This window comes from Leclercia sp. UBA2479, from assembly GCF_002341985.1.
GTDB classification, from domain to species: domain Bacteria; phylum Pseudomonadota; class Gammaproteobacteria; order Enterobacterales; family Enterobacteriaceae; genus Enterobacter; species Enterobacter pneumoniae.
Window position 1 is genome coordinate 220,205 of record NZ_DDPB01000004.1, and the last position, 12,857, is coordinate 233,061.

Annotated in this window: 11 protein-coding genes and 3 tRNA genes; 13 read left to right on the forward strand and 1 reads right to left on the reverse strand. The window is 55.5% G+C overall.

The genetic code is table 11. The annotated features are described in order from the left end of the window. The first annotated feature begins 190 nt into the window (after nucleotides 1-190). Entirely contained in the window at nucleotides 191-1,705 is a 1,515-nt protein-coding gene (norR, locus tag B3B59_RS04215; protein ID WP_286808158.1) for a nitric oxide reductase transcriptional regulator NorR, read from the forward strand. Here norR and gutQ read toward each other — a convergent pair. After that, nucleotides 1,702-2,667, reverse strand: a complete 966-nt coding sequence (gutQ, locus tag B3B59_RS04220) for an arabinose-5-phosphate isomerase GutQ (RefSeq protein WP_286808159.1) — start codon at nucleotides 2,665-2,667, stop codon at nucleotides 1,702-1,704. The two genes, norR and gutQ, sit on opposite strands and share 4 nt — an antisense overlap. A gap of 192 nt (nucleotides 2,668-2,859) precedes the next feature. Here gutQ and mltB point away from each other — a divergent pair, with 192 nt between their 5' ends. From mltB to B3B59_RS04280, 12 genes are all read left to right on the forward strand, one after another. Continuing rightward, on the forward strand, nucleotides 2,860-3,960 hold the full coding sequence (gene mltB, locus B3B59_RS04225; protein WP_046886138.1) for a lytic murein transglycosylase B: 1,101 nt from the start codon (nucleotides 2,860-2,862) through the stop codon (nucleotides 3,958-3,960). A 232-nt stretch (nucleotides 3,961-4,192) separates the two neighbouring features. Beyond that, the gene (locus B3B59_RS04230; RefSeq protein WP_040074285.1) at nucleotides 4,193-4,846 is read left to right on the forward strand and encodes a metal ABC transporter ATP-binding protein; all 654 of its coding nucleotides are present in this window, start codon (nucleotides 4,193-4,195) and stop codon (nucleotides 4,844-4,846) included. Then, the gene (locus B3B59_RS04235) at nucleotides 4,843-5,703 is read left to right on the forward strand and encodes a metal ABC transporter permease (protein ID WP_286808160.1); all 861 of its coding nucleotides are present in this window, start codon (nucleotides 4,843-4,845) and stop codon (nucleotides 5,701-5,703) included. Before B3B59_RS04230 ends, B3B59_RS04235 begins: the two co-directional genes overlap by 4 nt. A 14-nt stretch (nucleotides 5,704-5,717) precedes the next feature. Further along, on the forward strand, nucleotides 5,718-6,596 hold the full coding sequence (locus B3B59_RS04240) for a metal ABC transporter substrate-binding protein (protein WP_263617504.1): 879 nt from the start codon (nucleotides 5,718-5,720) through the stop codon (nucleotides 6,594-6,596). A 128-nt stretch (nucleotides 6,597-6,724) separates the two neighbouring features. Next, entirely contained in the window at nucleotides 6,725-7,222 is a 498-nt protein-coding gene (gene pncC / locus B3B59_RS04245) for a nicotinamide-nucleotide amidase (protein WP_046886163.1), read from the forward strand. An 89-nt stretch (nucleotides 7,223-7,311) separates the two neighbouring features. After that, on the forward strand, nucleotides 7,312-8,370 hold the full coding sequence (recA, locus tag B3B59_RS04250) for a recombinase RecA (protein ID WP_040074288.1): 1,059 nt from the start codon (nucleotides 7,312-7,314) through the stop codon (nucleotides 8,368-8,370). A gap of 67 nt (nucleotides 8,371-8,437) precedes the next feature. Further along, on the forward strand, nucleotides 8,438-8,938 hold the full coding sequence (gene recX, locus B3B59_RS04255) for a recombination regulator RecX (protein ID WP_040074289.1): 501 nt from the start codon (nucleotides 8,438-8,440) through the stop codon (nucleotides 8,936-8,938). A gap of 131 nt (nucleotides 8,939-9,069) precedes the next feature. Beyond that, nucleotides 9,070-11,697 (forward strand): alanine--tRNA ligase, encoded by a 2,628-nt coding sequence (gene alaS, locus B3B59_RS04260; RefSeq protein WP_286808162.1) that lies wholly within the window; start codon nucleotides 9,070-9,072, stop codon nucleotides 11,695-11,697. Between the two features lie 241 nt (nucleotides 11,698-11,938). Continuing rightward, nucleotides 11,939-12,124: a carbon storage regulator CsrA gene (csrA, locus tag B3B59_RS04265; RefSeq protein WP_000906486.1), complete on the forward strand. Its 186-nt coding sequence runs from the start codon at nucleotides 11,939-11,941 to the stop codon at nucleotides 12,122-12,124. A gap of 342 nt (nucleotides 12,125-12,466) precedes the next feature. Next, nucleotides 12,467-12,559, forward strand: a tRNA-Ser gene (locus B3B59_RS04270). A 4-nt stretch (nucleotides 12,560-12,563) separates the two neighbouring features. Then, a tRNA-Arg gene (locus B3B59_RS04275) sits at nucleotides 12,564-12,640 on the forward strand. 65 nt (nucleotides 12,641-12,705) lie between these two features. After that, nucleotides 12,706-12,782, forward strand: a tRNA-Arg gene (locus B3B59_RS04280). The last annotated feature ends 75 nt before the right edge of the window (nucleotides 12,783-12,857 follow it).

Below are 12,857 nucleotides of genomic sequence, written 5' to 3' on the forward strand. Positions count from 1 at the left end.
AGCAACCTCGATAATTAAATGCGGCATGTTTAAGAAAGATGTATTGCCTATATCAAGATGCGTGCCAGTTTTTTAACTAATTGATTTAAATGAATTTATTAAATAATAACTCACAGTGGGTAGTCATAATGACTATCATAAATATTGTCAATATGACATTATGAATTGTCAAAATGACAACGAGGCAGATATGAGCTTTTCCGTAGACGTGCTGGCGAAAATCGCTATCGAGTTGCAAACCGGTATCGGTCATCAGGACCGTTTTCAACGCTTAATTTCGACTCTGCGTCACGTACTGGCCTGTGATGCTTCGGCGCTGCTGCGCTATGAAGGGCGGCAGTTTATACCGTTGGCTATCGATGGACTGGCGCAGGATGTTTTGGGGCGGCGCTTCTCGCTTGAAGGCCACCCGCGGCTTGAAACCATCGCCCGCGCCGGGGATGTGGTGCGCTTTCCCGCAGACAGCGATCTGCCCGATCCCTACGATGGCCTCATCCCGGGGCAGGAGAGCCTGAAGGTGCATGCCTGCATCGGCCTGCCGCTGTTTGCCGGGCAAAATCTGATAGGGGCGCTCACCCTCGACGGTATGTCGCCGGACCAGTTCGATACCTTCAGTGATGAGGAGTTGCGGTTGATTGCCGCGCTGGCCGCCGGGGCGCTGAACAATGCGCTGCTGATTGAACAACTGGAGAGCCAGAATATGTTGCCCGGTAGCCCGGCGGCATTTGAGCCCGTGGCGCATACCGAGATGATTGGCCTCTCGCCGGGGATGATACAGCTCAAAAAAGAGATCGACATCGTGGCGGCGTCTGACCTCAACGTATTGATCTTTGGCGAGACCGGTACCGGCAAAGAGCTGGTCGCGAAGGGGATCCACGAGGCTTCGCCGCGCGCGGTCAACCCGCTGGTCTATCTCAATTGCGCCGCACTGCCAGAAAGCGTGGCGGAGAGTGAACTCTTTGGGCATGTGAAAGGGGCATTTACCGGGGCTATCAGCAACCGTAGCGGTAAGTTTGAAATGGCCGACAACGGCACGCTGTTTCTTGATGAAATTGGTGAGCTATCGTTATCGTTGCAGGCCAAGCTGCTGCGCGTGTTGCAGTATGGCGATATCCAGCGGGTGGGGGATGACCGCAGCCTGCGCGTCAATGTGCGCGTTCTGGCGGCTACCAACCGCGATCTGCGCGAGGAAGTGCTGGTCGGTAATTTCCGCGCCGATCTTTTCCATCGCCTGAGTGTATTTCCACTCTCCGTGCCGCCGTTACGTGAGCGTGGCGAAGATGTGGTGCTGCTGGCGGGCTTTTTCTGCGAGCAGTGTCGTCTGAAAATGGGTCTTGCTCGCGTCGTGCTAAGCCCTGCCGCCCGTTCGCATCTGCTGGGCTACGGATGGCCCGGCAACGTGCGCGAACTTGAACATGCCATTCACCGGGCGGTAGTGCTGGCGCGGGCCGCGCGCCATGGCGATGAGGTAGTGATTCAGCCCGGCCATTTTGCCCTGCAGGATGACACCCCCCTGGCGGTGACAGCGGATGCCCCGGCACCGGGGAAAGAAAACCTTCGTGAAGCGACAGAAGATTTTCAACGGCAAATGATTACCCGCGCGCTGGAACAGAACAACCGCAGTTGGGCGGCAAGCGCGCGGGCGCTGGAAACCGACGTGGCCAACCTGCACCGGCTGGCAAAACGTCTGGGGCTGAAGGGCTAGATAATTCCGGCCTGATAGAAGTCCTGAAGGTTGATGGCACCGCAGAGCTTGCCGTGCTCATCCACCACCGGGGCGGCGGCGATCTTACGCTTCAGTAGTACCTCTTTGGCCTCAATGGCCCGGCTGTCGGCGTTCAACGTCTGGCCGCCGGGCGTCATTGCCTCGCTGACGATGGCCTGCAGCGTGCCGCCGCCTACCAGCCAGCGGCGCAGATCGCCGTCGGTAAAGACGCCTTTCACCTGCTCGCGCTCATCACATACCGCAACCAGACCCAGCCCGGTACGGCTCAGTTCAAGCATCGCATCCATCACGCTGGTGGTGAGTTTCACCTGCGGGATGGCATCGCCGGCGCGCATCAGATGGTGCACTTTATTAAGCAGACGTGCGCCCAGGGCACCCGCCGGATGGGAGCGCGCAAAGTCTTCCTCATTAAAGCCGCGCGCCTGCATCACTGCCATGGCCAGCGCATCGCCCATCATCAGCGTATTCACGGTGCTGGAGGTGGGAGCCAGGTGCATTGGGCAGGCTTCGCGCTCGACTGAGATATCCAGCACCGCTTTGGCGGCCAGCGCCAGCGGGGAACGGGTTTTGCCGGTCATCGCCAGCAGGTCGACCGATTTTTCCTGCAGGCGTGGGATGATCAGATCCAGCTCTTTGGCCGAGCCAGAGTAAGAGATGAACAGCAGCACGTCACGGCTTTCAATCATGCCCAAATCTCCGTGCAGCGCCTCTGCTGCGTGGACGAAAAAGGCTGGCGTGCCGGTGCTGGCGAGGGTGGCCGCAATTTTCTTGCCGATATGGCCTGATTTACCGATACCCGAGACAATCACTTTGCCTTCGCAGTGGATAAGCGTATTTGCCGCACAGACAAACTCCTCCCCCAGCCTTTCAGGCAGGCGACTGGCCTCCTGTAGCTCCAGCATCAGGGTTTGACGGCCTGCATTTAACAGAAAATCACTCATGTTTCTCTCCGTTTACGATCCTTCCCGCGCCCCTGCCACAGCAGAAGGGGCGGCCTATCATAAAGCATTCACCCTGGTGCATTCATGGATAAAAATGAAAGATTTTGCTGGCGACCACAGAACCGCTTCCTTGTGGTGTCGGGGATGCTTTACCATACTTGCCACTTATCGAATTCGTTCAATGGATGTGCCATGTTTAAGCGTCGTTATGCAGCGCTGTTACCTGCGCTGATTATGCTGGCTGCCTGCAGCAGCAAACCAAAAACAGAGGAAGTTCAGCAGACGGCTGGCGCCCCTTCCGGCGGCTTCTTACTTGAGCCGCAACACAATGTGATGCAGATGGGTGGCGACTTCGCCAACAACCCGGCGGCTCAACAGTTCATCGATAAAATGGTGAGCAAACACGGCTTCAATAAACAGCAGTTGCAGGAGATCCTGTCGCAGGCGAAACGTCTGGATTACGTGCTGCGCCTGATGGACCGACAGGCACCGACAGCGCAGGTGCCGACCGGACCAAACGGGGCATGGCTGCGTTATCGCAAGCAGTTTATCACCCCAGATAATGTGCAAAATGGCGTTGCCTTCTGGAATCAACATGAAGAGACCCTTAACCGCGCCTGGCAGGTGTATGGCGTGCCGCCGGAAATTATCGTCGGCATTATTGGCGTGGAGACCCGCTGGGGCCGTGTGATGGGGAAAACGCGCATTCTCGATGCGCTGGCAACGCTCTCTTTCAACTATCCGCGTCGCGCCGAGTATTTCTCTTCTGAACTGGAAACCTTCCTGCTGATGGCTCGCGACGAGCAGGACGATCCGCTGGATCTGAAAGGCTCTTTCGCAGGGGCGATGGGCTATGGCCAGTTTATGCCCTCTTCGTATAAGCAGTACGCGGTAGATTTCAACGGAGACGGCCATATCAATCTATGGGATCCGGAAGATGCCATCGGCAGCGTGGCGAACTACTTTAAAGAACACGGTTGGGTGAAGGGCGATCCGGTCGCCGTTCAGGCTAACGGGCAGGCTCCAGGGCTGGAAAATGGTTTTAAAACCAAGTACAGCGTATCCCAGCTGGCCGCCGCCGGTTTAATGCCTATGCAGTCGCTGGGTGACCACCAGCAGGCGAGCCTGCTGCGTCTGGATATCGGTACCGGTTATCAATACTGGTATGGTCTGCCAAACTTCTACACCATCACCCGCTATAACCACAGCACCCACTACGCAATGGCAGTGTGGCAACTGGGCCAGGCCGTTGCGCTGGCGCGCGTGCCTGCGGCGTCGCCGTTCAGTCAGTAATCTTTCGCTCCCTCCCCGGCAGGAGAGGGGGCTGTAACATTTATCCACACTCCCGTTAGCCGCCCGGTGTTTACAATCACGGCACACCTCTTTATTGTTATGTTATAACATAATTTATCGGGTGACTGATGACGCACTCTCTCTTCTCTCTCTCTTCGTTAACGCGCGTGTTGTATGCGCTGACGCTGGTTTTAGCCATCGTCTTTGCGGTGCGCTGGGCGGTAGCACTCCCATGATCGAACTACAACGCCTCGTGGTGGGCTACCACCGCCAGCCCATCACGCGTCCGCTGGATGAGGTGATCCTGCGCGGCAGTATGACCGCCATCACCGGCGCTAACGGCTGCGGCAAATCGACGCTCCTGAAAACGCTGGCAGGATTCCTTCCTCCGGTCAGCGGGACGTTCCGCTGGCAGGAAAAGCGGCCTGTTATCGGTTGGCTTGCCCAGCGACACGAGCTGGAGGCGCAATTCCCTCTGACGGTGAAGGATGTCGTAAGCATGGGATGCTGGCCAACCCTCTCGCTGTTTGCCGGAACCGGACGACAGGCGCGTGCGCGTATCGATCATGCGCTGGAGCGGGTAGGGCTGGCGGCGCTGGCAAGCTCGGTGATTGACGAACTCTCCGGGGGGCAATTTCAACGCATGCTTTTTGCGCGCGTCATGGTACAGCACGCGCCGCTGGTCATGCTGGATGAACCCTTCACCGGCGTGGATGAAGCGACCAGTCACATATTGATGGAGCTGATACTTGAGATGGCGCAGCAGGGGCGAACCGTGCTGGCGGTGCTTCATGACAGCGAGCGCGTCACGCGCCACTTTTCGCAGGTCCTGCGCCTGGATGCCGCCCCGTCTTTAGAGACCGGCGTTGGGATGAGGGTGGCATGATGTGGCATCTCCTTTTTCAGCCCTTTATTGAATATGGCTTTATGCGCCGGGCGCTGGTCGTCTGCCTTGCGTTGTCGGTCAGTACCACGGTGCTGGGGGTCTTTTTACTGCTACGCCGCATGAGCCTGATGGGGGATGCGCTCTCGCACGCCATTCTGCCGGGCGTGGCGGTGGGCTATCTGCTAAGCGGAATGTCGTTGCTGGCAATGAGCGTCGGCGGGTTTATCGCCGGGATAACCGTTGCGCTGGTGGCGGGGCTGGTGAGCCGACGCACGCCGTTAAAAGAGGATGCCAGTTTCGCCGGGTTTTATCTTGGCTCCCTGGCGCTGGGGGTGACGCTGGTGTCGCTGCGCGGTTCAAATGTGGATCTCCTGCACTTGCTATTTGGTTCCATCCTGGCGGTAGACCGTGATGCGGCGCTGTTCGTGGCGGGGGTCTGCATCTTCACCTTATTAACGCTGGCGCTGTTCTATCGCGGGCTGGTTAGCGAGGCATTCGATACGGCCTGGCTGCAGGTGAACGCCCGCTGGCTGCCTGCGCTACTGCACGGTCTCTTTCTGGCGCTGTTAGTGCTCAATCTGGTCGCCGGTTTTCAGGTGCTGGGTACGCTGATGGCGGTGGGGTTGATGATGCTGCCCGCGGTGGCGGCCCGCTGCTGGGCGAGGACGCTGCCCGGATTGCTTCTTTTTGCCGGGGTAAGCGGCATTTTTTGTGCCTGGCTGGGGCTTAGCCTCTCGTGGGCGGTCAGCCTACCGGCGGGGCCGGCGATTGTACTCACCGCCAGTGGTCTCTTTTTCTTTTCGATTTTATGTGGCACGCGCAGCAGGCTGGCTCACAGCCTGCGAGCGCTTTTTTAATGCAAGGAGAAATGATGAAACGTACAGGGGTTATGATGGCGCTCGCACTGAGCCTGCTGGCTCAGGGGGTGCAGGCGAAGACGCTGAACGTCGTTGCCAGTTTTTCGATTCTGGGGGATATCACCCAACAGGTCGGGGGCGACCACGTCAAGGTAACGACGCTGGTGGGGCCGGATGGCGATCCTCATACTTTCGAACCGTCACCGAAAGACAGCGCAGCGCTGAGTAAAGCCGACGTGGTGGTTGTAAATGGACTCGGGCTGGAGGGCTGGCTCGATCGGCTGGTGAAGGCCTCCGGCTTTAAAGGCACGCTGGTGGTGGCGTCGGCGGGGGTTCCAACGCACACGCTGGTTGAGGACGGAGAGACCATTACCGATCCGCATGCCTGGAATAGCGCCGCCAACGGTGCGTTGTATGCCCGGAATGTGTTGAATGGGCTGATAAAGGCGGATCCCGAAGAAAAGGTCGCGCTGGAGGCGGCGGGGAAATCCTATATTACGCAGTTAACAGAGCTCGATAGCTGGGCAAAAGCACGCTTTCAGCCCATCCCAACGGCGAAGCGAAAAGTGCTGACCAGCCATGACGCTTTCGGCTATTTTGGCCGCGCCTATGGGGTCACGTTTATCGCTCCGCAGGGACTATCATCGGAGAGTGAAGCCAGCGCTGCCCAGGTTGCCGCTATCATCACGCAAATTAAAGCGGACGGCGTAAAGACCTGGTTTATGGAGAATCAGCTGGATCCGCGGCTCGTGAAACAGATTGCATCGGCGACCGGCGCACAGCCTGGCGGCGAGCTCTATCCCGAAGCGCTCTCTGCAAAAGGGGGCGTGGCAGACACCTACGTTAAAGCGTTTCGCCACAACGTGGATACTCTCGTCAACAGCATGAAGTGATTCGCTATTCTGCCGATGCCTCTGCATCGGCATTTTCTGAAGCCCCCTCGTAAAAACTTCCCCTCGTCCCCATATCTCTGCTGAAAGTGCTATCTTGTGCTGCACGATTATCTGGAGCCTAAACGATGATGACTGACCATGAACTCATGCAGCTCAGCGAAGAAGTAGGGCGAGCGCTGAAACAGCGCGGCGCAACGCTCACCACGGCAGAATCTTGTACTGGCGGCTGGGTGGCGAAGGTGATTACCGATATCGCCGGTAGCTCCGCCTGGTTTGAACGCGGATTTGTTACCTATAGTAATGAAGCAAAAGCGCAAATGATTGGCGTTCGGGAACCGACGCTGGAAGAGCATGGCGCAGTGAGCGAACCGGTGGTTATTGAGATGGCAATAGGTGCATTACGTGCCGCCCGCGCCGATTACGCGATCTCCATTAGCGGCATTGCCGGGCCGGATGGCGGCAGCGATCTTAAGCCGGTCGGCACCGTATGGTTTGGCTTTGCGACGGCGCAGGGCGAGGGGATTACCCGACGCGAATGCTTCACCGGCGACCGGGAAAATGTGCGCCGTCAGGCCACCGAATATGCGTTAAAAACACTCTGGCAACAATTTCTACAAAAGACTTGATACTGTATGACTATACAGTATAATTGCGGCAACGAAACAGAAATCCACGGTGAAGCGCAGTTGCTTCTCCCGGCATGACAGGAGTAATAATGGCTATCGACGAAAACAAACAGAAAGCGTTGGCGGCAGCACTGGGCCAGATCGAAAAGCAATTCGGTAAAGGCTCCATCATGCGCCTGGGTGAAGACCGTTCCATGGATGTTGAAACTATCTCCACCGGTTCGCTTTCTCTGGATATTGCTCTGGGCGCAGGTGGCCTGCCGATGGGGCGTATCGTAGAAATTTACGGTCCAGAATCTTCCGGTAAAACAACCCTGACTCTGCAGGTTGTGGCTGCGGCGCAGCGCGAAGGTAAAACCTGCGCGTTTATCGATGCTGAGCACGCGCTGGATCCGGTATATGCCCGCAAACTGGGTGTTGATATCGACAACCTGCTCTGTTCTCAGCCGGACACCGGTGAACAGGCTCTGGAAATCTGTGACGCGCTGGCGCGCTCTGGCGCAGTTGACGTCATCATCGTCGACTCCGTTGCGGCACTGACGCCAAAAGCAGAAATCGAAGGCGAAATCGGCGACTCTCACATGGGCCTTGCGGCACGTATGATGAGCCAGGCGATGCGTAAGCTGGCGGGTAACCTGAAGCAGTCCAACACGCTGCTGATCTTCATCAACCAGATCCGTATGAAAATTGGTGTGATGTTCGGTAACCCAGAGACCACCACCGGTGGTAACGCGCTGAAATTCTACGCCTCTGTGCGTCTGGATATTCGCCGTATCGGTGCCGTGAAAGAGGGCGATAACGTCGTCGGTAGCGAAACCCGCGTGAAGGTCGTGAAGAACAAAATCGCCGCGCCGTTCAAGCAGGCTGAGTTCCAGATCATGTACGGCGAAGGTATCAACTTCTTCGGTGAACTGGTTGACCTGGGCGTGAAAGAGAAGCTGATCGAGAAGGCTGGCGCCTGGTACAGCTACAACGGCGACAAGATTGGTCAGGGTAAAGCGAATGCTATCTCCTGGCTGAAAGAGAACCCGGCTGCAGCGAAAGAGATCGAGAAGAAAATCCGTGAACTGCTGCTCAGCAATCAGGATTCTAAACCGGACTTCGCGGTCGATGATGCCGACGTTGAAGAAACCAAAGAAGACTTCTAATCACTTCGTGTAAAAAAAGGGCTGCGATTGCGGCCCTTTTTTGCATTTGTTATTCAGCAGGTTCTCTATGAGCGAATCAACCCCACGACGACCGGCCTACAACCGCTTGCTGGATCGCGCGGTACGCATACTCGGCGTGCGCGACCACAGCGAGCAGGAGTTGCGCCGCAAATTAATGGCACCCGTGATGGGCAAAAAGGGGCCGGAAGAGATCGATGCCAGCGCAGAAGATTACGACCGCGTCATTGCCTGGTGCTATGAACACAACTATCTGGACGACAACCGCTTTATCGCCCGCTTTATTGCCAGCCGCAGCCGCAAAGGTTACGGCCCTCAGCGTATACGCCAGGAGCTGAATCAAAAAGGGATCAACCGTGAAGCCACGGAACGGGCAATGCGCGAGTGCGAAATAGACTGGTGTGAACAGGCGAGAGAGCAGGCTGTACGTAAGTACGGTGAGCCGTTGCCAAAAGAGTTTTCAGAAAAAGTAAAAATCCAGCGCTTCTTGCTCTATCGCGGCTACCTGATGGAAGATATTCAGGATATATGGCGTAATTTTGCCGATTGAGCGCATGCGGGATTTTACTTCCCTTAAAAGAAAACTTATCTTATTCCCACTTTTTCCAGTAGCTGGTCTGTCCAACACAGTGTGTGTCCAGGCTGGTTATGACATTTCGTTAGCTTGATTTCAGGATAATTATGAGCAAGAGCACCGCTGAGATCCGTCAGGCGTTTCTCGATTTTTTCCATAGTAAGGGACACCAGGTTGTTGCCAGCAGCTCCCTGGTACCAAACAACGATCCAACATTACTGTTTACCAACGCCGGGATGAACCAGTTCAAGGATGTTTTCCTTGGTCTCGACAAGCGTAATTATTCCCGCGCAACCACCTCGCAGCGCTGCGTGCGTGCGGGCGGTAAACACAACGACCTGGAAAACGTCGGTTACACTGCACGTCACCACACCTTCTTTGAAATGCTGGGCAACTTCAGCTTCGGCGACTACTTCAAACACGATGCAATTCAGTACGCATGGGAACTGCTGACCGGTGAAAACTGGTTCAACCTGCCGAAAGATCGTCTGTGGGTTACTGTTTACGAGACCGACGACGAAGCATACGAAATCTGGGAAAAAGAGGTCGGTATCCCGCGCCAACGTATCATTCGCATCGGTGATAACAAAGGCGCACCTTATGCGTCTGACAACTTCTGGCAGATGGGCGATACCGGCCCTTGCGGTCCGTGCACCGAGATCTTCTACGATCACGGCGACCATATCTGGGGTGGCCCTCCGGGCAGCCCGGAAGAAGATGGCGATCGCTACATTGAGATCTGGAATATCGTCTTCATGCAGTTCAACCGTCAGGCTGACGGTACCATGGAGCCGCTGCCGAAACCGTCCGTCGATACGGGGATGGGTCTTGAGCGTATTGCCGCGGTTCTGCAGCACGTTAACTCCAACTACGATATTGACCTCTTCAGCACGCTGATTAAGTCTGTTGCAGAGGTCACCGGTGCGACCGACCTGAGCAACAAATCTCTGCGCGTCATTGCTGACCATATTCGTTCTTGTGCGTTCCTGATTGCGGACGGCGTCATTCCGTCGAACGAAAACCGTGGTTATGTGTTGCGTCGCATCATTCGTCGCGCCATTCGTCATGGCAACATGCTGGGCGCGAAAGATACCTTCTTCTACAAGTTGGTTGGGCCGTTGGTTAGCGTAATGGGCTCAGCAGGCGATGAGCTGAAACGCCAGCAGGCGCAGGTAGAGCAGGTTCTGAAAACCGAGGAAGAGCAGTTTGCCCGTACGCTGGAGCGTGGGCTGGCGCTGCTGGATGATGAACTGGCGAAACTCAAGGGCGACACGCTGGATGGCGAAACGGCCTTCCGTCTGTATGACACCTACGGCTTCCCGGTTGACCTGACGGCTGACGTTTGCCGTGAGCGTAACATTAAGGTAGACGAAGCGGGCTTTGAAGCTGCAATGGAAGAGCAGCGCCGTCGCGCGCGTGAATCCAGCGGTTTCGGTGCTGACTACAACGCGATGATCCGTGTGGATGGCGCGTCTGAATTCCAGGGTTATGACCATCTGGAACTGAACGGCAAAGTGACGGCGCTGTTTGTTGACGGCAAAGCGGTAGAGAGCATTACCGCGGGTCAGGATGCCGTTGTTGTACTGGATAAAACCGCATTTTATGCCGAGTCCGGCGGTCAGGTGGGCGATAAGGGCGTGCTGAAAGGTAACGGCTTTAGCTTCACCGTAAACGACACGCAAAAATATGGCCAGGCGATTGGTCATGTAGGTTCGCTGACCTCCGGCTCACTGAAAGTGGGCGAGGGCGTACAAGCTGTCGTTGATGAAGCGCGTCGTGCGCGTATTCGTCTGAACCACTCCGCAACTCACCTGATGCACGCAGCCCTGCGTGAAGTATTAGGGACGCACGTTGCGCAGAAAGGCTCGCTGGTTAACGATAAAGTGCTGCGTTTCGACTTCTCTCACTTTGAAGCGATGAAACCGTCTGAAATCCGCGCGGTGGAAGATCTGGTGAACGCCCAAATCCGTCGCAATCTGCCAATCGAAACTCAGATCATGGATCTCGATGCGGCGAAGCAAAAAGGGGCGATGGCACTGTTTGGTGAGAAGTATGACGAGCGTGTTCGTGTGCTGAGCATGGGCGACTTCTCTACTGAACTGTGTGGCGGTACGCATGCTTCTCGCACGGGCGATATTGGCCTGTTCCGTATTCTGTCCGAATCCGGAACGGCGGCGGGCGTTCGTCGTATCGAAGCGGTCACCGGTGAAGGCGCGCTGGCTTACCTGCACGCTGAGAGCGATCAACTGCACGATATCGCACAGCTGCTGAAAGGCGATAGCCAGAATCTGGGCGAGAAAGTGCGTAGCGTTATCGAACGTACTCGCCAGCTGGAAAAAGAGCTGCAGCAGCTGAAAGAGCAGGCGGCAGTACAGGAGAGTGCAAATCTCTCCAGCAAAGCGGTTGAAATTAAAGGTATTAAACTGCTGGTCAGTGAACTGGCTGGTGTTGAGCCTAAGATGCTGCGTACCATGGTCGATGACCTGAAGAACCAACTCGGTTCGGCAGTCATTGTGCTGGCGACCGTTGCTGAAGGTAAGGTTTCTCTGATTGCTGGCGTGTCTAAGGACGTGACCGACCGTGTTAAAGCAGGGGAACTGATTGGTATGGTCGCTCAGCAAGTGGGCGGTAAAGGGGGCGGTCGTCCAGACATGGCGCAAGCCGGTGGTACGGATGCGGCGGCACTTCCTGCAGCGTTAACCAGCGTTGAGAGCTGGGTGAGTTCCAAACTGTAATAACTAAAAAGCGTAAACAGACGCCATAACCTATGTGTTATGGCGTACTTCGCTCTACGCTATCGATAATGATAAAGTCAGGTTGAGTTTGTGTATATCGGCTAAACTTACGTTTAACAGAATGTGATGCCGTGACTGCTTACACTTTACGTGTTTGTCATCGCTTACTTTTTGGCGTTATATGATGGATAATGCCGGGATACAAGAGACCCGACTCTTTTAATCTTTCAAGGAGCAAAGAATGCTGATTCTGACTCGTCGAGTTGGTGAGACCCTCATGATTGGGGATGAGGTCACCGTGACAGTTTTAGGGGTAAAGGGTAACCAGGTTCGTATTGGTGTGAACGCCCCTAAAGAGGTCTCTGTACACCGTGAAGAGATCTACCAGCGTATCCAGGCTGAAAAATCCCAGCAGTCCAGTTACTGATATTATCGCGTCTCGCTTTCAGGCGAGACGCAACCCTCCTGCCATTCTTCCTGCTTAAAGTTACCTTTCTATTTCAATTTCGCTCTTTTTCACCGTCTCTCTTTGCTTATCTTCATCTTTATTCGCCTGGTTGATGGAACTTCGTTGCGTAAATGCCCGCAAAATCCGTTTATAAAACACCCTCTTTGCCTCTTTTACATGCGAATTGCCTGCGATTTGTGCAAACAGAAAAAGTGCATGGAAAATTGTTTGACTTATAAGTCCCAGAAAGTAATATATGCGCCACGCAGCGACGAGAAGCTCTTAACGAGTTACTCGAAGCACTCGAAAGAGGCGTTGTGTGGTGAGGTGGCCGAGAGGCTGAAGGCGCTCCCCTGCTAAGGGAGTATGCGGTCAAAAGCTGCATCCGGGGTTCGAATCCCCGCCTCACCGCCATTTTGCATCCGTAGCTCAGCTGGATAGAGTACTCGGCTACGAACCGAGCGGTCGGAGGTTCGAATCCTCCCGGATGCACCATCTTTTACTTCACGTCGTTTTCGAAACGGTGTGTGGTACTAGGCAGTACAGCAGTAAATCCCGATGCATCCGTAGCTCAGCTGGATAGAGTACTCGGCTACGAACCGAGCGGTCGGAGGTTCGAATCCTCCCGGATGCACCATCTTTTACTTCATGTCGTTTCAAAACGGTATGTGGTACCAGGCAGTACAGCAGTTAATCCCGATGCATCCGTAGC

Excerpts from the sequence above, each read along its gene's own strand:
- norR (WP_286808158.1), top strand. The coding sequence starts at position 191 with ATGAGCTTTTCCGTAGACGTGCTGGCGAAAATCGCTATCGAGTTGCAA.
- gutQ (WP_286808159.1), bottom strand. The coding sequence starts at position 2,667 with ATGAGTGATTTTCTGTTAAATGCAGGCCGTCAAACCCTGATGCTGGAG.
- mltB (WP_046886138.1), top strand. The coding sequence starts at position 2,860 with ATGTTTAAGCGTCGTTATGCAGCGCTGTTACCTGCGCTGATTATGCTG.
- B3B59_RS04230 (WP_040074285.1), top strand. The coding sequence starts at position 4,193 with ATGATCGAACTACAACGCCTCGTGGTGGGCTACCACCGCCAGCCCATC.
- B3B59_RS04235 (WP_286808160.1), top strand. The coding sequence starts at position 4,843 with ATGATGTGGCATCTCCTTTTTCAGCCCTTTATTGAATATGGCTTTATG.
- B3B59_RS04240 (WP_263617504.1), top strand. The coding sequence starts at position 5,718 with ATGAAACGTACAGGGGTTATGATGGCGCTCGCACTGAGCCTGCTGGCT.
- pncC (WP_046886163.1), top strand. The coding sequence starts at position 6,725 with ATGACTGACCATGAACTCATGCAGCTCAGCGAAGAAGTAGGGCGAGCG.
- recA (WP_040074288.1), top strand. The coding sequence starts at position 7,312 with ATGGCTATCGACGAAAACAAACAGAAAGCGTTGGCGGCAGCACTGGGC.
- recX (WP_040074289.1), top strand. The coding sequence starts at position 8,438 with ATGAGCGAATCAACCCCACGACGACCGGCCTACAACCGCTTGCTGGAT.
- alaS (WP_286808162.1), top strand. The coding sequence starts at position 9,070 with ATGAGCAAGAGCACCGCTGAGATCCGTCAGGCGTTTCTCGATTTTTTC.
- csrA (WP_000906486.1), top strand. The coding sequence starts at position 11,939 with ATGCTGATTCTGACTCGTCGAGTTGGTGAGACCCTCATGATTGGGGAT.